Here is a 20,219-nt window from a genome sequence, read left to right as displayed (position 1 = left end):
TAGGGGCGTGGCATGCCGCGCCCATCTGCCAAAACAACCGCTATAGTTAAACGATGAATAAAATCAAACGAAAGATTGAAGACCACGGCGTCATTGGCGATCTGCGCACCTGCGCACTGATCGCCAATGACGGAACCCTCGACTACTTCTGCTGGCCCAACCTCGACAGCCCCTCGGTATTCAGCGCCCTGCTCGACAGCGATAAGGCGGGCTTATTCAGCCTCAGCCCCGACTGGCCCGATGCGCGTCGTATGCAGCTCTACCTGCCCGATACCACCCTGCTACAAACCCGCTGGCTGGACGATCTGGGTGTCGTGGAAGTGACCGACTATATGCCGGTATGCCAGCGGGAAGACCGCCAGCCGCGCATTATTCGTCGGATTAATGTGGTGCACGGCAGCGCCACCATCAACCTGCGCTGTGCGCCTGTCCATGATTATGCCCGGGCAGAAACCCGCGCCACTCTGCAATCAGGAGGCGTGATATTCCACGCAGAAGGTCAGCCCACGTTGCGCCTGACGGGCGAGGTGGACTTTGCTCTCGAAGGCGCCGTGGCGGTCGCCCGCTTCACCCTACAGGAAGGGGAATCGCGCGAGTTTATTTTCGGGGGCGATGAGGATCCGCAGCGTGAAGAAGAAGGCACCGAAAGCTGCTTTGATGCCACCCTGGCGTTCTGGCGGCAATGGAGCGCGCAGAGTAGCTACCAGGGACGCTGGCGGGAAATGGTTAACCGCTCGGCGCTGACGCTGAAGCTGCTGACCTCCTGGCAGCACGGTTCAATTGCCGCTGCTGCCACGTTTGGCCTGCCGGAAGAGCTGGGTGGTGAACGGAACTGGGACTACCGCGCCGCCTGGATCCGTGATGCCTCCTTCAGCATGTATGCCCTGATGCGCCTCGGCTATGTCGATGAAGCAAAACACTTCACGCACTGGGTCAGCCGCTGCGTTGAGAACAGTCACAACAACGTTGAAAAATTACAGGTGATGTACCGCATCGACAGCGGCACCGAGCTACACGAAAGCGAACTGCTGAACCTGTCCGGCTATGCCGGTTCCACTCCGGTGCGTATTGGTAATGATGCCTGGCGCCAGTCGCAATTGGATATCTACGGTGAGCTGATGGACGCCATTTATCTCGCCAACAAATACGGCGAAGCGATTTCCCAGCGCGGGTGGAGCCACGTCAGCCGGATGATTGACTATGTGGCCGACCACTGGGAGCAGCGTGATGCCGGCATCTGGGAAATGCGCGGGGAACCGCAGCATTTCCTGCATTCACGCCTGATGTGCTGGGTAGCACTTGACCGTGCATTACGTCTGGGGGAGAAGCGATCGCTGTCAATGCCTGCCGAACGCTGGACCGCTGCCCGGGATGCGATCCGCAGCGATATCTGGGAGAATTTCTGGCACAAAGCAGCGGGTCACTTTGTCGCCACCCGTCACGGCGAGTTCGTTGATGCCTCAATGCTATTAATGCCGCTGGTGCGCTTTGTCGGAGCCACCGATCCGGACTGGCTGGCAACGCTGGATGTGATTAAAGAGAAGCTGGTCAGTGATGGGATGGTACGCCGCTACAACGTCAGCGAAACCCCGGCCGATGGCCTGCAGGGTGAAGAAGGGGCCTTTGCCGCCTGCTCTTTCTGGTACGTTGAGTGCCTTGCCCGTGCCGGGCGGCTTGATGAAGCACACTTTGAATTTGAGAAGCTGTTAAATTATGCCAATCCTCTCGGCTTGTATGCGGAGGAGTTTGACAGCCGCGGTCACGCGTTAGGCAATACGCCCCAGGCGCTCACTCATCTGGCCCTGATCAGTGCCGCCTTCTTCCTTGACCGGAAACTGAGTGGGAAAGATCCGCTCTGGCAACCCTGAAATCAGGACGATGCATCGCAGAAACAGAATGATGCATCGCAAAAATGGTCGTATTGCAGACAATTTATCGTAAAGATAGTTCAACAGGGAAAATCCTGGTTTCATCCGGGGCCATAATGCACATATAATGTGCAGCCGGTCACAGTTGGCCAGTATTGGGTCGTTTATCAACAGTCTACATGGCGCTACACCTGAAATTACTATGAAAAAAAACATCCGTGCGTTAGTCACCTTGATTCTGGCCGCTGCGGCTTTCAGCCACTCTGCCTTCGCTGTGGTTTACCCTCTTCCGGCCGCTAATAGCCGCCTGACTGGGGAAAATCTGGAAATTACCATCCCGGAAGACAGCAAACTTCCGCTGGAAGCTTTCGCTGCTCAGTACCAGATGGGTCTGAGCAACGTTATGGAAGCGAACCCAGGCGTGGACGTTTATCTGCCGAAAGCAGGCAGCAAACTGATCATTACTCAGCAGTTGCTCCTGCCTGACGCTCCACGTGAAGGCATCGTGATCAACAGTGCGGAAATGCGTCTGTATTATTACCCGAAAGGCAGTAAAACAGTGGTTGTGCTGCCTATTGGTATCGGCGAACTGGGCCGTGATACGCCGGTAAACTGGACGACCACCGTTCAGCGCAAAAAAGATGGCCCAACCTGGACCCCAACCAAGAAGATGCATGAAGAGTACGCCGCACGCGGTGAATCCATGCCTGCAGTCTTCCCGGCTGGCCCGGATAACCCGATGGGTCTGTATGCGCTGTATATCGGCCGTCTGTATGCCATCCACGGTACCAATGCTAACTTTGGTATCGGCCTGCGCGTGAGTCACGGCTGTGTGCGTCTGCGTGCTGACGATATCAAATGGCTGTTCAAGAATGTGCCAGTGGGTACACGCGTGCAGTTTATCGATCAGCCGATTAAAGCATCGGTTGAGCCGGACGGTTCACGCTACGTGGAAATTCATAACCCACTGTCGCAGACCGAAGAGCAGTTTGCCTCTCGCGAGCCCGTTCCGTTGACACTGACCAGCGCGGTGAACAAAGTGGTTTCAGACGCCAGCGTTAACACCACCGCCATGGAAGATGCGCTGAAAGCCCGTTCTGGCATGCCAACCAAAGTGAACGGCGACGCAAACAGCCAGCCTTCTGCTCCGGTTGTGGTACCTCAGCAGACTGCTGCTCCTCAGGAAGCGCCTGCTGCCCCAGCCGCAGCTCAGGGCACCGAAGCCCCTGCCGCGACTGAAGCACCAGCAGCGACTGAAGCACCAGCAACGACTGAGGCAGCGACCGATGCGCCAGTGCAGGCGGTTCCCGCGCTGACTCAGCCAGGCCCGATCTACAACACGCCGAAGCCTTAATTTCGCGCTGTCGATAAAAAAACCCCCGTGCCATTAAGGTGCGGGGGTTTTTTATTGGGGCGGGATAACCTGTCAGGGCTTATCACGCCGCCGTAACACCAGCCAGGCCGCGACACAGGTGAAAAGTGTCACCAGCATCACCAGCAGGAAAAAACCGTGGGGATTATTGGCCAGCGGCACACCGCCCACATTCATGCCAAAGAACCCGGCCACCAGATTGATCGGCAGAGCCAGCACGGTGATCAGCGTCAGGGTAAACAGGGTCCGGTTGCTTTGCTCCAGTTGCTGCGCAGCAATCTCTTCCTGCAACAGCCGAATGCGCTCGGTCAGTCCATTCAGGTCGTTCAGCACCACGGTAAACTCTTCGGTAAACTGACGCAGATCCTGCACCACATGATGATGCAGCCAGCCCGGCGGGCGATTGATCAGGCGAAACAGTGCCGCCGGTTCCGGTGCCAGCAGGCGCTGAAAACGCAGCAATGTACGGCGCAGGCGCCCCAGTTCACCACGATTACTTTTTATATGCTGCCCAAGCAGGCGCTCTTCTATCTGATCCACATACTGATTCGACTGGCGCACAATCAGCGCCAGCACCTCTTCCTGTTCCGCCAGCAACTGAGCCAGCAGCCCGGTCGACGAACGCAGCTCCAGCTGGTCCAGCTTGCTGACTAACCGTTCCACCAGCCGCAGCGGTTTAAAGCGGGCGCTGACCACCAGCCCATCGCGACACCAGATCCACAGCGTGGCGCTTTCGTCACTGGTTTCCCGTGCGTTGAAAGTGACATCGTTCAGTACCGCCATCAGCGCATCATTCTGTCGTTCTATACGGGTGCTGTGCGACCCCTGCTGGATTTCGTCAAAGAAGTCTTCATCAACGCCAAAGTGGGTTTTCAGCCAGCGGGCGGCGGCGGCATGGTTAAGGTTAACGTGCAGCCAGAGAAAACTGCCCTCAACAGCACCGCTGGCCCAGGCATCGCAGGATTGCTGAACGGTCAGGCTTTCGGGTGCGTGATCCTGAACAAAGCGGTAGCCATAAATCAGGCCGGAAACATCATCACTGAAGTCCGGTTTTTGCCGCAGTAACGGCAGGTGTTGCGTCATTCGTTTTTTTCCGGTTCGGGCGCGTTATGGCGATAGTCTTATCCTGCCGTATGCCGATGACAGTTTTGTTACCGGAGCGACTGTTCGCGCAGAAATCCCTCACGGATGTCATTTTCCTGTCACACAGAGTGCGTATTACCAGAGGATAAATTGATGACCCTGCCTGAATGGCTATTTTCACCACATGACCGGGAGAACGACGTATGGCGATGCAAGGTAATGATTTCTCTGCTGAGAATATTCACCATCGTCTGCTACAGGAATTTTACGACAGCTACGACGAAGAGCTGGAAATGGAGCTGGACGATCTGCGTTTTGGCGATGACAGCAAGATGGAAGAAGGCGAGAAAGCCTGGCGTAAACACTATTTCCGCGAGCTGTTAAGGCTACAGGGCGAACTGGTGAAGATGCAGGACTGGGTGATGCGCACCGGGCACCGTATGGTGATTATCTTTGAAGGCCGGGATGCCGCGGGCAAAGGTGGGGTGATCAAACGTATTACCCAGCGTCTGAACCCCCGTACCTGTCGCGTGGCTGCCCTGCCCGCCCCCAACGACCGTGAACGTACTCAGTGGTACTTCCAGCGCTACATTGCACACCTGCCTGCGGCGGGCGAAATGGTGCTGTTCGACCGCAGCTGGTACAACCGCGCAGGCGTTGAACGGGTCATGGGTTTCTGTAATGAACAGGAAGTGGAAGAGTTTTTCCGCAGCGTGCCGGAGTTCGAGAAGATGCTGACGCGCAGCGGGATCCAGATCGTTAAATACTGGTTCTCTATCACCGATGAAGAGCAGGAACTGCGTTTTCTCAGCCGTATTCACGATCCGCTGAAGCAGTGGAAGCTCAGCCCGATGGACCTGGAAAGCCGCCGCCGCTGGGAAGACTACACCGAAGCCAAAGAGATTATGCTGTCGCGCACCCACATTGACGAAGCGCCGTGGTGGGTGGTCCAGGGAGTGGATAAAAAGAAGGCGCGCCTGAACTGCATCAGCCACCTGCTGCGCCAGGTGCCGTATGAGGACAGCGCCTTAAAACCCATCACCCTGCCCAGTCGTGAGCGCAACGAGGATTATCACCGCAGCCCGGTGCCGGACGATATGATTGTGCCGGAAGTGTACTAAGCCTGCCGGGGCAATGTGCTATTGCCCCGAATTAACACACTGACCATGATAAACAGGGCCAGCAACACCACCCCCGCCGCCGCCAGATAGAGACTGTCCACGCCCCAGTGCCCAATCAGCAGCCCGGCGATCGGCCCGGTAATGCCTAATCCGCAGTCGAGAAACGCGGAATAAAGCCCCAGCGCCGATCCCTGATTTTGTGGCTGAACCCGACGGATCGCTTCCACGCCCAGCGCCGGGAAGATCAGCGAGAAACCGCTGCCGGTAAGAAATGCCCCCAGATCCACCAGCCAGATCGAACTGGCCTGCCAGATTAGCAGCAATCCCACGCATTCAATGCCAAAGGAAACCAGCGAAACACGGATGGCCCCGTAGCGCGCAATGCTGTTGTTAAACAACAGGCGCATCAGAATAAAACCGATGCTGAACAGGGTCAGGGAGAACGCCGCGCCGTCCCAGCCATGGTGGGAGAAATAGAGCGTAATAAAGGTGGCGATAGTCCCAAACCCGACCGTGCCTAATCCCAGGCAAAGACCATAAAGCCAGATTTTTCCAAACACCTGGTTGAAGGGAATACGCTGCCCCACTTGTACCTGAATCGCCGGGCGTTGGGTCGCCAGCCAGTAGCCAAAAGCGGCCATCAGCATGATCAACACGGCAAAACCGGGGATGCCGAACAGCACATTCAGCATCACGCCCAGCGGAGCCCCCATTGCCATTGCCAGATAGGTCGCCACGCCATTCCACGAGATTACCCGAGCACTCTGCACGGTGCCCACCACGTTGATGCCCCAGAGGATCGATCCGGTTGCAGTGAGGCTTTCACCAAAGCCTAACACCACGCGCCCCACAGCCAGCAGCAGCAGGCTGGTCAGCGGTGAGGCATCTATCAGCACCGCTAGCAGCGTAAACAGCCCGCTGGCGCCGCAGAGGATCAGCCCCACCAGCACCACTTTTTTCGGCCCCAGCAGATCAGCATAACGCCCGGCCTGCGGTCGGCTGATCAGCGTGGCAAAGTATTGCAGGCTGATAATCAGCCCGGCAATAAACGAGCTGTAGCCCAGCTGGTTATGCACGTAGCCCGGCAATACCGCCAGCGGCAGGCCGATAGACAGATAGCAGAAGAAGGTGAAGATCACGACAGAGATAATACGTTTGTTCAATTGGGCATTGGTTAACGCCGGGATTGCGGACATAGCGAAGCCAGAAAAAAGATGCGATATGCATCACATTATACGCTTAGCTTGCTAACAGATCCCGATCAGTTTAGAGACAAGTTATGTCCGCGAGGGGAAAGACTGTTGATGCAGAGGAGCAGGAAGAGGCTGGCCTGTTGGCCAGCGATTAACAGAGGGTTAGCCATTCACGGCACCAATCACCCGCGCAATATCCGCGGAGGTTTGCAGCACGCGCACCTGCATAAACAACGACGAGGCTTCTTCATACTCTTTACGCAGATACCCCAGCCACTGTTTGATGCGTGCCACGTGATACAGGCCGGTATCGCCCTGCTTCTCCAGGCGCACATACTTTTTCAGCAACTGAACGACCTGCGACCACGGCATGCGCGGTTCGTTGTATTTGATCACCCGGCTGAGATTGGGCACATTCAGCGCGCCGCGCCCGATCATAACGGCATCACAACCGGTGGCCTGCATACAATCCTGCGCACTCTGCCAGTCCCAGATTTCACCGTTGGCAATCACCGGGATCGACAGCCGCTGGCGGATCTCGCCAATCGCCGCCCAGTTTATCGCCTCAGCGCGGTAGCCGTCCTCTTTGGTACGGCCGTGCACCGCCAGCTCCGTGGCGCCAGCCTGCTGCACCGCATCGGCAATTTCAAACTGCCGCGCACCGGAATCCCAGCCCAGCCGGATTTTCACCGTGACGGGGAGATGAGCAGGCACGGCGGCACGCATCGCCTTCGCCCCCTGATAAATCAGTTCGGGATCTTTTAATAGCGTTGCCCCACCGCCGCTGCCGTTCACCGTTTTTGACGGGCAACCACAGTTGAGATCCACGCCCCAGGAGCCCAGCTCGACGGCACGCGCGGCATTCTCTGCCAGCCATTGCGGGTACTGCCCAAGCAGCTGAATACGCACACGGGTGCCTGACGGCGTGCGGCTGTCATGATCGAGTTCGGGGCTGAGGCGTTGGAAACATTTCACCGGCAGCAATGCATCCACTACCCGCAGAAATTCGGTAATACAGAGATCGTAGTCGTTGACGTCGGTCAGCAGTTCACGCACCAGCGAATCGAGAACGCCTTCCATCGGGGCAAGTAATACGCGCATGGTAAACCTGTGGGATGGGTGAGCAAAGGGGGAAGCGGGCGCTTCCCCCTGATAAATTAGCCGTTGTTCGCAGGGTTGGAACGACGTGGACGGGTTTTATTGACGCGTGGGGCGCCAGCATTACCGCCTTCAGGACGGGCGCCGCGTGGGGCTCCTGCACTGCTGCCATTCGCATTGCCCTGACGACGTTCGCCGCCATTGCCGCCGCCGCCGTTACCGGTACGACTGCCGCTGGCACTGCGATCGCCACCGCTGTTGCTGCGTTGACCCTGGCCCGGGCCGCCACGACCGCGTCCACCGCCGCCACCGGCTCCGCCACGCTGCTGCTGGCGACCGTTGATGATCGGTTCTGCTTTGATGCTTGGGTCTGGCTCGTAGCCGTCAATCGCCATACGCGGGATTTCACGCTTCAGTACGCGTTCGATATCACGCAGCAGCTTCAGCTCATCCACACAGACCAGTGACAACGCTTCACCCACCGCGGCCGCACGACCGGTACGACCAATACGGTGTACATAGTCTTCCGGCACGTTTGGCAGTTCGTAGTTCACTACGTGAGGCAGCTCTTCGATATCGATACCACGGGCAGCGATATCCGTTGCCACCAGCACACGAATTTTGCCGTCTTTAAAGTCGCTCAGTGCACGGGTACGTGCGCCCTGGCTCTTGTTACCGTGAATAGCAGCAGACGTGATGCCGTCTTTATTTAACTGTTCAGCCAGATGGTTAGCACCGTGCTTGGTACGGGTAAACACCAGCACCTGCTGCCAGTTGTCACGACCAATCAGGAACGATAACAGCTCGCGCTTACGTTTCTTATCAACCATATGCACATGCTGCGTCACCTGCTCAGAAGCCGTGTTGCGGCGCGCCACGGACACTTGTTCCGGGTTGTGCAGCAGTTTTTCCGCCAGGGTTTTAATCTCATCAGAGAAAGTGGCAGAGAACAGCAGGTTCTGACGTTTTGCAGGCAGTTTTGCCAGCACGCGGCGGATGTCGTGGATGAAGCCCATATCCAGCATACGGTCCGCTTCGTCCAGGACCAGGATTTCAACCTGAGACAAATCAAGGGCGTTCTGGTGCTCAAGATCCAGCAGGCGACCCGGGGTCGCAACCAGCACATCCACACCACCGCGCAGTTTCATCATCTGCGGGTTGATGCTCACGCCACCGAAGACCACCAGCGAACGCATATCCAGATATTTACTGTATTCCTGCACGTTTTCGCCCACCTGAGCCGCCAGTTCGCGGGTCGGGGTCAAAATCAGTGCGCGCACCGGGCGACGGCCTTTAGGGTGCGGATTGTTGCTGCTTAACAGCTGCAGCAGTGGCAGGGTGAAACCTGCGGTTTTACCGGTACCGGTCTGTGCGCTGGCCATCAGGTCGCGGCCAGCAAGGACTACCGGGATAGCCTGGCGCTGAATAGGCGTCGGCTCGTTATAGCCCTGTTCTGCAACAGCGCGCAAAATATCGGCGTTAAGGCCGAGAGAATCAAATGACATAAAGTTGACTGACTCCGGATCCGCCCTGACCGCATAGCGGTGTAGTTTCCAGGGGGAGAGTTGACGCCAGGATCATTCCTGACGCTTGAATGAGAGCACAAACCACGGTGCGTAAGCCGGGCATTATAACAGATCCCTACGCTGCACAGGGAGTTATTCTTATCGTGTTATCCGAAAATGCGCTACAGCCTGTAACAGTGCACAAACGATCGCTTGCTGTTGCCTACAGCGCATTAACGTCACCCTGCTTATTGTCATGCCGGTAATTTATCAAGCGACTGGCCTGACACTGCGGCCCGTGGGGGTCTTGCGGATACTGGAAGGAGAGGTGAAACGACTTAGAGAGGGCACAAAACAAACGGGCCACCGAAGTGGCCCGTGGGGTTTAGCGTGGGCGCTGACTCGGTTGCACCCGCTCTTTCACCAGCAGGGAGACCAGCGCCGGGCCGGCTAACATGACGACGCCTGCGGCACACAGCAGCAGGTTATTATGGACGACTCGTGACAGCACCAACAGCACCAGCATTGCGGCACCAAAATAGTAAGTGGTGGTCACATCTTCCAGGAAATCGCCAATACGCCGCAGACGCGGCAAACGCTGGGTCAGTAACATCGCGGCAAACACACTGACATACATCGCCAGTAAAATCGTGCTGACCTGTAACAGGGCCTGATGTTTCCACCCCCACACCAACGCAGCAATCAGCAGCAGGTGCAGTGCGATATGTACGCAGTTTTGTCCGGTGACAATCTGAATACGATTAGACCATTTCATGCTCTTCTCCTGGCAACCTCCGTTAAAGGTTACCCAAGCGGGTTACTGACACAGGTCAGTAACATATTTCCTCAGACTAACGTAGTTTTCGGATTATGCTGCAAATTAACGCATATCCCGCCACACTTTTGTGACAAAGACTACACTTTATCCTTCATTAGTTTTGAAGGTAGCGTCATCAGTATGTCACAAAAAGCGCAAGGATTTTCATTTAAAGTCCTGACGATCAATACACATATGGGGTTTAACGCCTTTAACCGTCGCTTTATCTTGCCTGAACTGCGTGATGCTGTTCGCAACACCGGGGCGGATATTGTGCTGTTACAGGAAGTGATGGGCAGCCATGCGTTGCATCAGTTACGCGTAGCTGACTGGCCTGAAACCCCTCATTACGAATTTCTGGCGGATACCATGTGGAAGGACTTTGCCTATGGGCGCAACGCGGTCTATCCGGAGGGGCATCACGGCAACGCCGTGTTATCACGTCTGCCGATCGTCGATTATCAAAACCGGGATATCTCTGTTGCGGGCACGGAAAAACGCGGCATTTTGCATTGCCAGATGCAGGTGCCGGACTCCCCCATTACGCTGCATATTCTCTGCGTACATCTAGGCCTGCGCGAGGCACATCGTAAAGCGCAGTTGCGCATGATGTGTCAGCTGGTCAATGAATTGCCGCCGGAAGCACCGGTGGTGATCGCCGGCGATTTCAATGACTGGCGCCAGCGGGCGAATGCCATTTTGAAGCGTGAGGCCGGGATGGAAGAGGTGTTCAGCCGCAAAAATGGCCGTCCGGCACGCACCTTCCCTGCCCGCTTTCCTCTGCTGCGGCTCGACCGTATCTATGTGCGCAATGCGGGCATTAGCCATCCGCAAACCATCCCGTTACGCCCGTGGTCACATCTCTCCGACCACGCCCCACTCGCCGTGGAGATCCACCTATGAACCTGAACTGGCGTGAGGGCAACCAGATTACGTTGCTGGAGAACGGTGAAGAATTTTTCCCCCGGGTATTTGGGGCGATCCGCCGCGCACAGCACAGCCTGCTGCTGGAGACGTTTATCCTGTTTGAGGATGACGTGGGTAACGCCCTCCATGAGGAACTGCTGGCGGCCGCGCAGCGCGGGGTAAAAATTGAGATGATGGTGGATGGATATGGTTCACCGGACCTCTCTGACGCGTTCGTGCACAGCCTGACATCGCAGGGGGTACGTTTTCTCTATTATGATCCGCGTCCGCTGGTGCTGGGGATGCGCACCAACCTGTTCCGCCGCCTGCACCGTAAAATCGTGGTCGTCGATGGCACCATCGCTTTCGTCGGGGGCATCAATTATTCCGCAGAGCATAACGCCAGCTTTGGCCCGGAGGCCAAGCAGGATTATGCCGTTGAGGTGAAAGGCCCGATTGTTGACGATATTGCACACTATGTGCAGCAGGAGATCGGCAGCGAACAAAAACACTACCGCTGGTGGGGGCACCGTTCTCACCGCCCGGCACACAATGCCACGCCCGGGGATGCTCAGGCATTGCTGGTTTATCGTGATAATCACCAGCACCGCGACGATATCGAGCAGCATTATATCGAGATGCTGAAAAGCGCCAGACAGGATGTGATCATCGCCAATGCCTATTTCTTTCCCGGCTATCGTCTGCTGCGTGAGATGCGTCAGGCGGCGCGGCGCGGGGTGCGCGTGCGCCTTATCGTGCAGGGCAAACCGGATATGCCGATTGTCAAAGTGGGGGCCGAGCTGTTGTACAACTACCTGGTGGAGGGCGGCGTGGAAGTCTATGAGTATTGCCGTCGCCCGCTGCATGCCAAAATTGCGGTGCAGGACAGTCAGTGGGCAACGGTGGGCTCCAGCAACCTTGATCCGTTGAGTCTGTCGCTGAATCTGGAAGCCAATTTGATGATCCACGATCGTGAATTTAATCAGCAGGTGCGTGATAACCTGGAGGGCTTGCTGTCAGCCGACTGTCAGCGGGTGCAGGAAAGTCAGCTACCGTCACGCAGCTGGTGGCAGCTCACTAAAAATGTGGTGGTGTTCCACTTTCTGCGCCACTTCCCGGCAATTGCAGGCTGGCTGCCTGCCCATACGCCGAAACTGGCCCAGGTACCTGTACCGGTTCAGCCGGAGATGGAAACTCAGGATCGCGTTGAACCGGAAAATGGGGGCGCAAAACTCTGATGGCAACCTCCTCGTTACTCTGGAAACGTACGCGAAAAGTCCTCACCTGGCTGTTTTTTATCGCGGTTATTGTGCTGTTGGTCGTCTACGCCCGCCAGGTGAACTGGGCCGATGTCTGGAATGTGGTGGTCAATTATAACCGGCTGGCCATTTTAGGTTCAGTGGCGCTGGTGGTGGTCAGTTACCTGACCTACGGTCTGTATGACCTGATCGGCCGGGCCTACTGCGGGCACAAGCTGGAAAAACGCCAGGTCATGCTGGTGTCGTTTATCTGTTACGCCTTTAATCTGACGCTCAGTACCTGGGTGGGCGGCGTAGCGATGCGCTATCGCCTTTACTCACGACTGGGCCTGGACGGCAGCACCATTACGCGCATCTTCTCACTGAGTATCGCGACTAACTGGCTGGGTTATGTACTGGTGGCCGGCGTGGTGTTCAGCGCTGGCATGGTCAGCGTGCCAGGCGGCTGGTTTATCGGTGCCGGCACCCTGCGTATCACGGGCTTCGCACTGCTGGCTTTTGTGGTGGCGTATCTGGCGCTGTGTGCATTCTCAAAAAAACGGCGCTGGACGATCAAAGGACAGAAGCTGGCGCTGCCGTCACTGCGAATGGCGCTGATTCAGTTTGCGGTATCCAGCGCCAACTGGCTGGTGATGGGCGCCACTATCTGGCTGTTGCTGATGCAGAAAGTGGATTTCCCGCAGGTGCTGGGCGTATTGCTGATCAGCAGTATTGCCGGGGTGATCATTCATATTCCGGCCGGAATTGGCGTGCTGGAGGCGGTGTTCCTGGCATTATTGCGCGGTGAACCGATTTCGCATGGTGCGATTATCGCCGCGCTGCTGGCCTATCGGGTGCTCTATTTTATTGCCCCGCTGCTGCTGGCGCTGGTGCTGTATTTATGGCTGGAAGGCCGGGCGAAATCGTTACGGGCGAAGAATTTGTCAACGTAGTGATAGCGGGTCAGGCATGCCTGACCCCTACGTGATTTCAGACGCGCGCCTGACACCTTCGGGACATGCAGACACAGAGTGTGCGAGGCACGCCTCGCCCACTCTGTTTTTAACGGCGGTTGCCGAAAATCCGCAGCAGCATCAGGAACAGGTTGATAAAGTCGAGATACAGCGTCAGCGCCCCCATAATGGAGAAGCGACGCAGGTTCTCTTTATCATTAACGTCGATCCCTTCACCGATATTTTTCAGCTTCTGGGTGTCATACGCCGTCAGACCAACAAACACCACTACCCCAATGTAGGTTACCGCCCACATCAGTGCCGTGCTCTTCAGCCAGATGTTCACCAGTGATGCCAGTACGATGCCGATCAGCGCCATAAACAGCATGCTGCCCATTCCGCTCAGATCGCGTTTCGTGGTGTAGCCCCACAGACTCATGGCACCAAACATCCCGCCCGTCACCAGGAAAGTGCTGGCAATGGAAGAGTAGGTATACACGAGGAAAATACTCGCCATCGTCAGTCCGGTCAGTGCCGAATAGAGCATAAACAGACCGGTAGCAACGGTGCCGCTAAGTTTATGCACCATCCCCGACAGCACAAACACCAGCCCCAACTGCACGATAATCAGGCCAAAGAAGGTAATACGATTGGCAAACACCAGTTCCATCACCTGCGGCGTATTGGCCGCATACCAGGAGATAAAGGCGGTTAACAGCAGTCCACAGGTCATCCAGCCGTAGACCTGCGCCATATAAACAGACAGGCCGGTGCTGGCACGCTGCACGATTGAATCACTGGAACGTGGATATCGGTCCATGATGCTCCCCTTAAAAGGTGAATGAAATTACGGTTAGATCCGCTATTAGCTTGGCACAAACCCCACCCGCTCCGCCACCCTGCAAACGTGCTCTTTTTGCCAGATTGATTGCCTGTTGAATTTATTACGGGATGAAACAATAAGCGGATAAAGATCGTGCAGCTTCTGCCGATAGATCGCTCACAGGGAAAACTTTAGTTACAAGAAGACACATAGCGATCACATTATTGCCACATCGGGGGAAGTCAGATGCAGAGTCAGTCGGTTCCAAAAAAGAAAATGAGTACCCGTACACTGATGCTGCTGACCGGGGTGCTGACTATCACCCTTGGTTTCAGCGTGACGATTGGACTGCTCAGCTGGCAGTCCAGCCAGCAGCAAAGAAAGCTGGCTGAAGATTATCTCGGTCAGATCGCCCAAAGCCAGGCACTGGCCGTACAGAATGAACTGGATTATGCCCGTACTGTCGCCACGTCGATGGGACAGAGCCTGGTCGCCCTGCGTGCCTCTGGCATCAGCGATCGCGCTGTTGCAGAACAGCAGATGATCTACTCCCTGAAACTCAACCCAAACTACCTGTCGATGTCGGTGGTGTTCGAACCTGATGCCTTTGACGGCCGCGATGCCGAGTTCGCCAGCCAGCCAGGATCGCCACCCGCCGGGCGTTTTGCCCGTTTTGTTGACCGTGACCAGGCAGGAAACTATAAAGCGCACTTTATGGGATCGTTCCTGACACCAGGCCAGGGTGACTACTACCTGGTGCCGCGCAAACTTGAGCGCGACACCCTGACCGAACCCTACAGCTACGCTTATAACGGCATCCCTACCCTGCTGACGTCGGTTTCTGCGGTCATTGTCGATGACGGTAAATTGAAAGCGGTCACCACCTCTGATATCTCCCTCGCCTCGCTGCAAGAGCGTGTCAGTAAAATCAAACCCTGGGAAGGCAGCGGCTATGCCATGCTGATTTCCACCGCCGGTAAAGTGGTTTCCAGTCCTAATAAAGCGGATGCCGGTAAGCAGTACAAAGGCGAAACTGACGGCTTCACCACCAAAATGGTCGAACGCTTTGATCCGGTACTGGGCGAAAAGGTACTGCAAACCTGGCGTCCGGTGACCGTCGGTAACAGTAAAGCTTCATGGTATCTCAGCGTTGTCGCTCCGGTTGATTTGGTGATGGCCGCCGCTAACCGCCAGTTAATGTACGCAGTGGCGATGATGCTGATCAGTATCATTGTGGTGTGCGGCGTGCTGGGCGTGATCTTCAGCCGTAAAGTGGCAACGCCTATTGGTGGCGAACCGCGTCAGGCGGCAGATATCGCCATGGCCGTGTCGGAAGGCGATCTCAGCGCCAATATTCCGGTGAAAGCGAACGATCAGCAAAGTATTTTCTTCGCCATGCAGACCATGCAGCATCAGTTGCGCAATATGGTCGGTGAGATTATCTCAGCCAGCGATTCCGTGCGCCAGGGTGCAGAAGAAATTGCCAGCGGCAACCTTGACCTCGCCTCCCGTACCGAACAGCAGGCGGCAGCGCTGGAAGAGACAGCAGCCAGCATGGAGCAGTTAACGGCAACGGTAAAACATAACGCTGATAATGCCCATCAGGCCACGGCACTGACCGAAAATGCCACGGATATTGCCCAACGCGGTGAGCATCTGGTATCGCAGGTGGTGAAGATCATGCAACAGATCGATGAAAGCTCGCAGAAAATCGGTGCTATCACCAGCATTATCAACAGTATCGCTTTCCAGACCAACATCCTGGCGCTGAACGCAGCGGTTGAAGCTGCACGTGCCGGAGAACAGGGACGCGGTTTTGCCGTTGTGGCGGCAGAGGTGCGCAATCTGGCCCAGCGCAGTGCCAACGCAGTGAAGGATATTTCTGCGCTGATCAGTGAATCGACTCAGCGTGTTGATCAGGGGGTAACGCTGGTGCAAAGCGCCGGAAAAACCATGCAGGAGATGACCCAGGCGGTGAACTCGGTGAAAACCATTATCGGGGAAATTGTGCATGCCTCTGATGAGCAATCACAGGGTATTGGTCAGGTGACGGTCGCCGTGAACCAGATGGATGGCGCAACGCAGCAAAACTCCGCGCTGGTTCAGGAGATGGCCGCGGCTGCGGCTTCGCTGGAAGATCAGGCGAAGACGCTGGCGCAGACGGTGCAGATTTTCAAACTGCAATCAGTGTAAGACAGCTGTAGGGGACGGGCATGCCCGTCCCTGTTAATGACGATCGATACAGCGCTGATATCGGCTGTTCACCCGCTGGGCAAACCACGCGGTGGTGAGATTACGGGTAATCTTCGGACTCTCCAGCTTGATACCCGGAAACACCTCACGCGGCAGTTTTTTCCCGGCATCCTTTTCAGCAAGCGCAAACACAGACTTCCACAGATCGGTTTTCTCGAAATCGATGCTGTCGCCTTTCTCCAGCGCACGGCGAATCGCCCGGTCACTGTAATCCAGCCGCTTACCCAGAGTACGTACCGCCTTCTCGGTCGATCCTGCACTGTCGGAACCGTAGTTGATCAGGTCACCATCCAGCGCCAGCTTAATGCCACTTAACCGCGACACTGCCGCCTGGAATGCCGCATTGCGGCTGGCGTACCAGCCTGCATTAAAGTCGGCAAAGCGATACAGCGGCGACGGATAATTAGCCGGATAGCCGAGCAGGTGCCGGGTGCCAAACCACATGCCTCCCCGGCGGGAAAAGACTTCGCGGCGAACAGAACCGTCCACCTGATACGGATACCCTTTGGCATTGGCTTCCGCAAAGGCAATACTGACCTGCATCGGCCCGCCCGTATGGATGGGGTTCAGGTTGCCAAACAGCTTCTGCCCCATCGGCACCATATCGATAAAATCATCAAATACCGCGCTCAGTTCTTTCTCACTTTTGACGTGATCCAGACGCCAGGCATAACTTTTGCCGGTCGGTGAATTGATCATCAGCGCGGTGCGCACCAGGAAGGAGGGAATATGCAATTGCCCGGCACGGCGATCAATCTCCGCCCAGGCAATTTTTGGCAGGCCCGGCACGGTAGCATCGGCGCTGAAGTTTGATTCCTGACCGGTCACCGCAATGACGGCACAGAGATTGCTGACGTTGGGTACGATATTCTGGCTGTTAAATGCCACGAAAATATCCTGCGCCCACCCCTGACGATCGCTGACGTCAGCAGGTAGCAGACGGGCAATATCGGCTTTTACATCGGTCGGGCGCGGCTGAGATGCTGTGTCCGACGGCTGATGGCTACAACCCGCCAGCACCAGCAGGGCCAGCGGCAAAAGATGATGCAGTTCAATCCGGCGCATGAAAATCCTCAAGGCAGAGTCAACGTGATAAATGCACTATTTCCAGCGCTCTGCGGCCTGATGGTCGCTGTCACGCGCGGCGACCCAGCGGTCACCTTCAGCGGTGGCTTCCTGCTTCCAGAACGGGGCACGGGTCTTTAGCTGATCCATGATAAATTCTGCGGCGGCAAACGCCGCTCCCCGGTGCGCACCGCTAACGCCCACCAGCACGATGTCATCGCCGGGGAACAGCTCACCAATACGATGGATCACCGTCACACGCTGCATCGGCCAGCGCGCTCGCGCCTCATCGACAATCTCTGCCAGGGCTTTTTCGGTCATACCGGGATAGTGTTCCAGCCTGAGGGCGCTGACGTTATCCCCCAGATTGTGGTTGCGCACCTTACCCGTGAACGTCACCACGGCACCGTCAAGATCGGATGCCGCCAGCCACTGGTATTCATCACTCATGCTAAAGGGCGCACTGCCGACGCGAATACGGGTATCCATCTCAACCCCCGGTGACCGGTGGGAAGAAGGCGACTTCATCCCCGGCACGAACAGGATGCTGCATCGACACCAGCGTTTGATTGACCGCTGCCAGCAGCTTGCCGGATTCCAGCGCCAGCGCCCAGCGATCGCTCTGCTGCGCCAGCTGGCTGCGCAGGGCTTCTACATTCTGATATTCCGCGGGCAGTTCAAGGCGATCAATACCGACCAGTTCGCGCACCTGGGCGAAAAACAGCACGTTAATCATGGACCACCGCCTGGAAATCACCGGATTTCCCGCCGCTCTTACTTAACAGGCGACACTGCTCAATGGTGATATCTTTCTGCACGGCTTTACACATATCGTAAATCGTTAACGCAGCGACCGATGCAGCAGTCAGCGCTTCCATCTCAACCCCGGTTTTCCCCGTCAGGCGGCACAGCGATTCAATGCGTACCCGGTGATGTTCAGGTTCGGCGCTTAACGACACTTCGACCTTGCTCAGCAGCAACGGGTGGCAGAGTGGGATCAACTCCCAGGTGCGTTTGGCGGCCTGAATACCGGCGATGCGCGCCGTGGCGAACACATCCCCTTTGTGATGGCTGCCGTCGATAATCATTTGCAGCGTTTCAGGACGCATGACGACATAGGCTTCCGCCCGTGCTTCACGCACGGTTTCCTGTTTGGTGGACACATCCACCATATGCGCCTCTCCGGCGGCATTAATATGCGTTAACTGAGACATTTACGGCTTCTTCACATGCGAAACAAAGTGGCAGGGACGGGTGCGGGCATCAAGCTGATCCTGAATGATGCGCTCCCAGGCGAGCTGGCAGGCGCCGGTGGATCCCGGGATGGCGAAAATCAGGGTGTTATTGGCTAAACCGGCCACCGCACGCGATTGCAGGGTGGACGTACCAATATCTTCATAGGAGATCATGCGGAACAGTTCGCCAAAGCCTTCAATCTCGCGATCGAACAGCGGCAGTAACGCCTCCGGCGTGGCGTTTTTCTCGTTAAACCCCGTGCCGCCGTTAATCAGCACCACCTGCACATTATCGCTGGCGATCCAGCGCGAGACTTCAGCACGAATACCGTAGCGGTTATCCGCCACGATACCGCTCTCCACCGTGTGGTGCCCGGCCTCTGCCAGCGCTTCGCGCAGGTAGTCGCCGGAGCTGTCAGTGTCAGCAGTATGGCGATCGGAGACGGTGAGCACCGCCACGTTAAGGGGGATAAAATCCGTTGATCCTTTGCCCATATATACTCCTTAGATTAACGCCTGTATCGTCGGCTGTTAGCCGCCGATAAACGAGAGATTCTGTGTAATACCGGTATTCCCCTGATGGAGAAAATGCGTCTCTTTCTTCGTCGTCAGGCTGCCGGCAATGCGCGCCTGCAGTTCGGCCTGCTGACTGTCATCGGCCAGCAAATCACGCAGCGGCACACCGCCATCGCCAAACAGGCAAAGATGAAGATTTCCCGTGGCAGAGACGCGCAGACGGTTGCAGCTGGCGCAAAAGTCTTTTTCATACGGCATGATCAGGCCAATTTCACCCTGATAATCCGCATGACTGAACACCTGCGCCGGGCCGTCGCTACGGGCGCGCAGTTGCTGCACCCAGCCCTGTTGCAGTAACTGGTCGCGGATCACCTGGCCGGAAACATGGTGTTTGCGGAACAGTGCACCACCGTCACCGGTTTCCATCAGTTCAATAAAACGCAATTGAATCGGACGGGTGCGTATCCAGTCGAGGAAGGTATCAAGGCTTTGATGATTGACGTCACGCATCAGTACGGTGTTGACTTTTACCTTGCTGAATCCGGCGTCGAAGGCCGCATCAATCCCGCGCATCACGTCATCAAATTTATCCTGCCCGGTGATGGCATGAAACTGGCGCGCATCCAGGCTGTCGATACTAACATTCAGCGCGGTCAGCCCGGCAGCACGCCACTGCGCGACATCGCGCTTCAGGCGATAACCGTTGGTGGTGAGAGCTATCTGGCGAATGGAAGGATTTTCACGCACGGCCGCGATGATCTCGGTAAAATCACGGCGCATGGAAGGTTCACCGCCCGTCAGGCGCACTTTTTCCGTACCTGCTGCGGCGAAGGCACGTGTGACGCGGCGGATTTCATCCAGCGACAGGAAGCTTTTGTTCTGCGCGCCCTGCGGTTTATAACCGTCGGGCAGACAGTAAGTGCAACGGAAATTGCACACGTCGGTGATCGACAGGCGCAGGTAATAAAACCTGCGCGCGAAGTTATCAGTAAATTGTGGCACCTGTGACACCTTTCCAGATAGGGAGATGCAGTCATTTCTTTCTGCACCCTGGCAACTCAACGGTTGCGGCCAGGACACCATATCCTTGAGGACACAGGTATCAGGGCTTAAGTGTGATTCACCGAACATCGGTAAACCGTGATAACGCAAATGTTAGCGCTAATACAGCAG

19 protein-coding genes and 1 riboswitch are annotated in these 20,219 nt (G+C 56.4%); of the genes, 7 read left to right on the top strand and 12 right to left on the bottom strand.

Annotated features, from left to right (window positions below; all coding sequences use genetic code 11):
- Positions 1-53 precede the first annotated feature (53 nt).
- Together WH279_RS03480 and WH279_RS03475 are read left to right on the top strand one after the other, a co-directional pair.
- Complete coding sequence (locus WH279_RS03480; protein ID WP_339455025.1) at positions 54-1,868, top strand: glycoside hydrolase family 15 protein; 1,815 nt, start codon at positions 54-56, stop codon at positions 1,866-1,868.
- 202 nt (positions 1,869-2,070) lie between these two features.
- Positions 2,071-3,222: a L,D-transpeptidase family protein gene (locus tag WH279_RS03475; RefSeq protein ID WP_339455024.1), complete on the top strand. Its 1,152-nt coding sequence runs from the start codon at positions 2,071-2,073 to the stop codon at positions 3,220-3,222.
- A 72-nt stretch (positions 3,223-3,294) separates the two neighbouring features.
- Here the strand turns inward: WH279_RS03475 and WH279_RS03470 are convergent, their stop codons facing one another.
- Positions 3,295-4,323, bottom strand: coding sequence for a transporter (locus WH279_RS03470; protein WP_339455023.1), 1,029 nt, complete (start codon positions 4,321-4,323; stop codon positions 3,295-3,297).
- Between the two features lie 203 nt (positions 4,324-4,526).
- On the opposite strand from WH279_RS03470, the gene ppk2 reads away from it, so the two are divergent.
- Positions 4,527-5,444: a polyphosphate kinase 2 gene (gene ppk2, locus WH279_RS03465; protein ID WP_159338073.1), complete on the top strand. Its 918-nt coding sequence runs from the start codon at positions 4,527-4,529 to the stop codon at positions 5,442-5,444.
- On the opposite strand, the gene WH279_RS03460 is transcribed toward ppk2, so the two are convergent.
- The 4 genes from WH279_RS03460 to WH279_RS03445 all read right to left on the bottom strand — a co-directional run bounded on the left by WH279_RS03460 (position 5,441) and on the right by WH279_RS03445 (position 10,015).
- Positions 5,441-6,640, bottom strand: coding sequence for an MFS transporter (locus WH279_RS03460; RefSeq protein ID WP_339455022.1), 1,200 nt, complete (start codon positions 6,638-6,640; stop codon positions 5,441-5,443). The genes ppk2 and WH279_RS03460 overlap by 4 nt on opposite strands.
- Before the next feature lie 159 nt (positions 6,641-6,799).
- Positions 6,800-7,738 (bottom strand): tRNA dihydrouridine(16) synthase DusC, encoded by a 939-nt coding sequence (gene dusC / locus WH279_RS03455; protein WP_339455021.1) that lies wholly within the window; start codon positions 7,736-7,738, stop codon positions 6,800-6,802.
- 56 nt (positions 7,739-7,794) lie between these two features.
- The gene (gene rhlE, locus WH279_RS03450) at positions 7,795-9,240 is read right to left on the bottom strand and encodes an ATP-dependent RNA helicase RhlE (protein ID WP_133841165.1); all 1,446 of its coding nucleotides are present in this window, start codon (positions 9,238-9,240) and stop codon (positions 7,795-7,797) included.
- A 385-nt stretch (positions 9,241-9,625) separates the two neighbouring features.
- Positions 9,626-10,015, bottom strand: coding sequence for a YbhQ family protein (locus WH279_RS03445; RefSeq protein WP_200640936.1), 390 nt, complete (start codon positions 10,013-10,015; stop codon positions 9,626-9,628).
- Positions 10,016-10,198: 183 nt separating this feature from the next.
- Between WH279_RS03445 and WH279_RS03440 the strand changes: the two genes are divergently transcribed.
- The 3 genes from WH279_RS03440 to WH279_RS03430 are packed head-to-tail and all read left to right on the top strand — an operon-like array spanning position 10,199 to position 13,154.
- The gene (locus tag WH279_RS03440) at positions 10,199-10,960 is read left to right on the top strand and encodes an endonuclease/exonuclease/phosphatase family protein (RefSeq protein ID WP_339455020.1); all 762 of its coding nucleotides are present in this window, start codon (positions 10,199-10,201) and stop codon (positions 10,958-10,960) included.
- On the top strand, positions 10,957-12,201 hold the full coding sequence (clsB, locus tag WH279_RS03435) for a cardiolipin synthase ClsB (RefSeq protein ID WP_200640940.1): 1,245 nt from the start codon (positions 10,957-10,959) through the stop codon (positions 12,199-12,201). Before WH279_RS03440 ends, clsB begins: the two co-directional genes overlap by 4 nt.
- A complete protein-coding gene (locus WH279_RS03430; protein ID WP_339455019.1) occupies positions 12,201-13,154 on the top strand; it encodes a lysylphosphatidylglycerol synthase domain-containing protein in 954 nt (317 codons plus the stop codon). The genes clsB and WH279_RS03430 overlap by 1 nt, the downstream gene beginning before the upstream one ends.
- 109 nt (positions 13,155-13,263) lie before the next feature.
- Here the strand turns inward: WH279_RS03430 and WH279_RS03425 are convergent, their stop codons facing one another.
- Complete coding sequence (locus WH279_RS03425; protein ID WP_133841170.1) at positions 13,264-13,974, bottom strand: Bax inhibitor-1/YccA family protein; 711 nt, start codon at positions 13,972-13,974, stop codon at positions 13,264-13,266.
- Positions 13,975-14,223: 249 nt separating this feature from the next.
- On the opposite strand from WH279_RS03425, the gene WH279_RS03420 reads away from it, so the two are divergent.
- Complete coding sequence (locus WH279_RS03420) at positions 14,224-16,170, top strand: methyl-accepting chemotaxis protein (RefSeq protein ID WP_339455018.1); 1,947 nt, start codon at positions 14,224-14,226, stop codon at positions 16,168-16,170.
- A gap of 33 nt (positions 16,171-16,203) precedes the next feature.
- On the opposite strand, the gene WH279_RS03415 is transcribed toward WH279_RS03420, so the two are convergent.
- From WH279_RS03415 to moaA, 6 genes are all read right to left on the bottom strand, one after another.
- Positions 16,204-17,295, bottom strand: coding sequence for a DUF1615 domain-containing protein (locus tag WH279_RS03415; RefSeq protein WP_339455017.1), 1,092 nt, complete (start codon positions 17,293-17,295; stop codon positions 16,204-16,206).
- 36 nt (positions 17,296-17,331) lie between these two features.
- A complete protein-coding gene (moaE, locus tag WH279_RS03410) occupies positions 17,332-17,784 on the bottom strand; it encodes a molybdopterin synthase catalytic subunit MoaE (RefSeq protein ID WP_339455016.1) in 453 nt (150 codons plus the stop codon).
- A gap of 1 nt (position 17,785) precedes the next feature.
- Positions 17,786-18,031, bottom strand: a complete 246-nt coding sequence (gene moaD / locus WH279_RS03405) for a molybdopterin synthase sulfur carrier subunit (protein ID WP_200640949.1) — start codon at positions 18,029-18,031, stop codon at positions 17,786-17,788.
- On the bottom strand, positions 18,024-18,509 hold the full coding sequence (gene moaC / locus WH279_RS03400) for a cyclic pyranopterin monophosphate synthase MoaC (protein WP_339455015.1): 486 nt from the start codon (positions 18,507-18,509) through the stop codon (positions 18,024-18,026). The genes moaD and moaC overlap by 8 nt, the downstream gene beginning before the upstream one ends.
- Positions 18,510-19,025, bottom strand: a complete 516-nt coding sequence (moaB, locus tag WH279_RS03395; protein WP_339455014.1) for a molybdenum cofactor biosynthesis protein B — start codon at positions 19,023-19,025, stop codon at positions 18,510-18,512. It abuts the gene before it with no gap.
- A 36-nt stretch (positions 19,026-19,061) separates the two neighbouring features.
- The gene (gene moaA, locus WH279_RS03390; RefSeq protein ID WP_159338067.1) at positions 19,062-20,048 is read right to left on the bottom strand and encodes a GTP 3',8-cyclase MoaA; all 987 of its coding nucleotides are present in this window, start codon (positions 20,046-20,048) and stop codon (positions 19,062-19,064) included.
- Positions 20,039-20,174: riboswitch (molybdenum cofactor riboswitch) on the bottom strand. (Overlaps the previous gene by 10 nt.)
- Positions 20,175-20,219: the final 45 nt, after the last annotated feature.

This window comes from Erwinia sp. MYb375 (assembly GCF_037479175.1).
GTDB classification, from domain to species: domain Bacteria; phylum Pseudomonadota; class Gammaproteobacteria; order Enterobacterales; family Enterobacteriaceae; genus Erwinia; species Erwinia rhapontici.
Note: the sequence above shows the minus strand (reverse complement) of the source record. Positions and strands in the feature narration are given on the sequence as shown.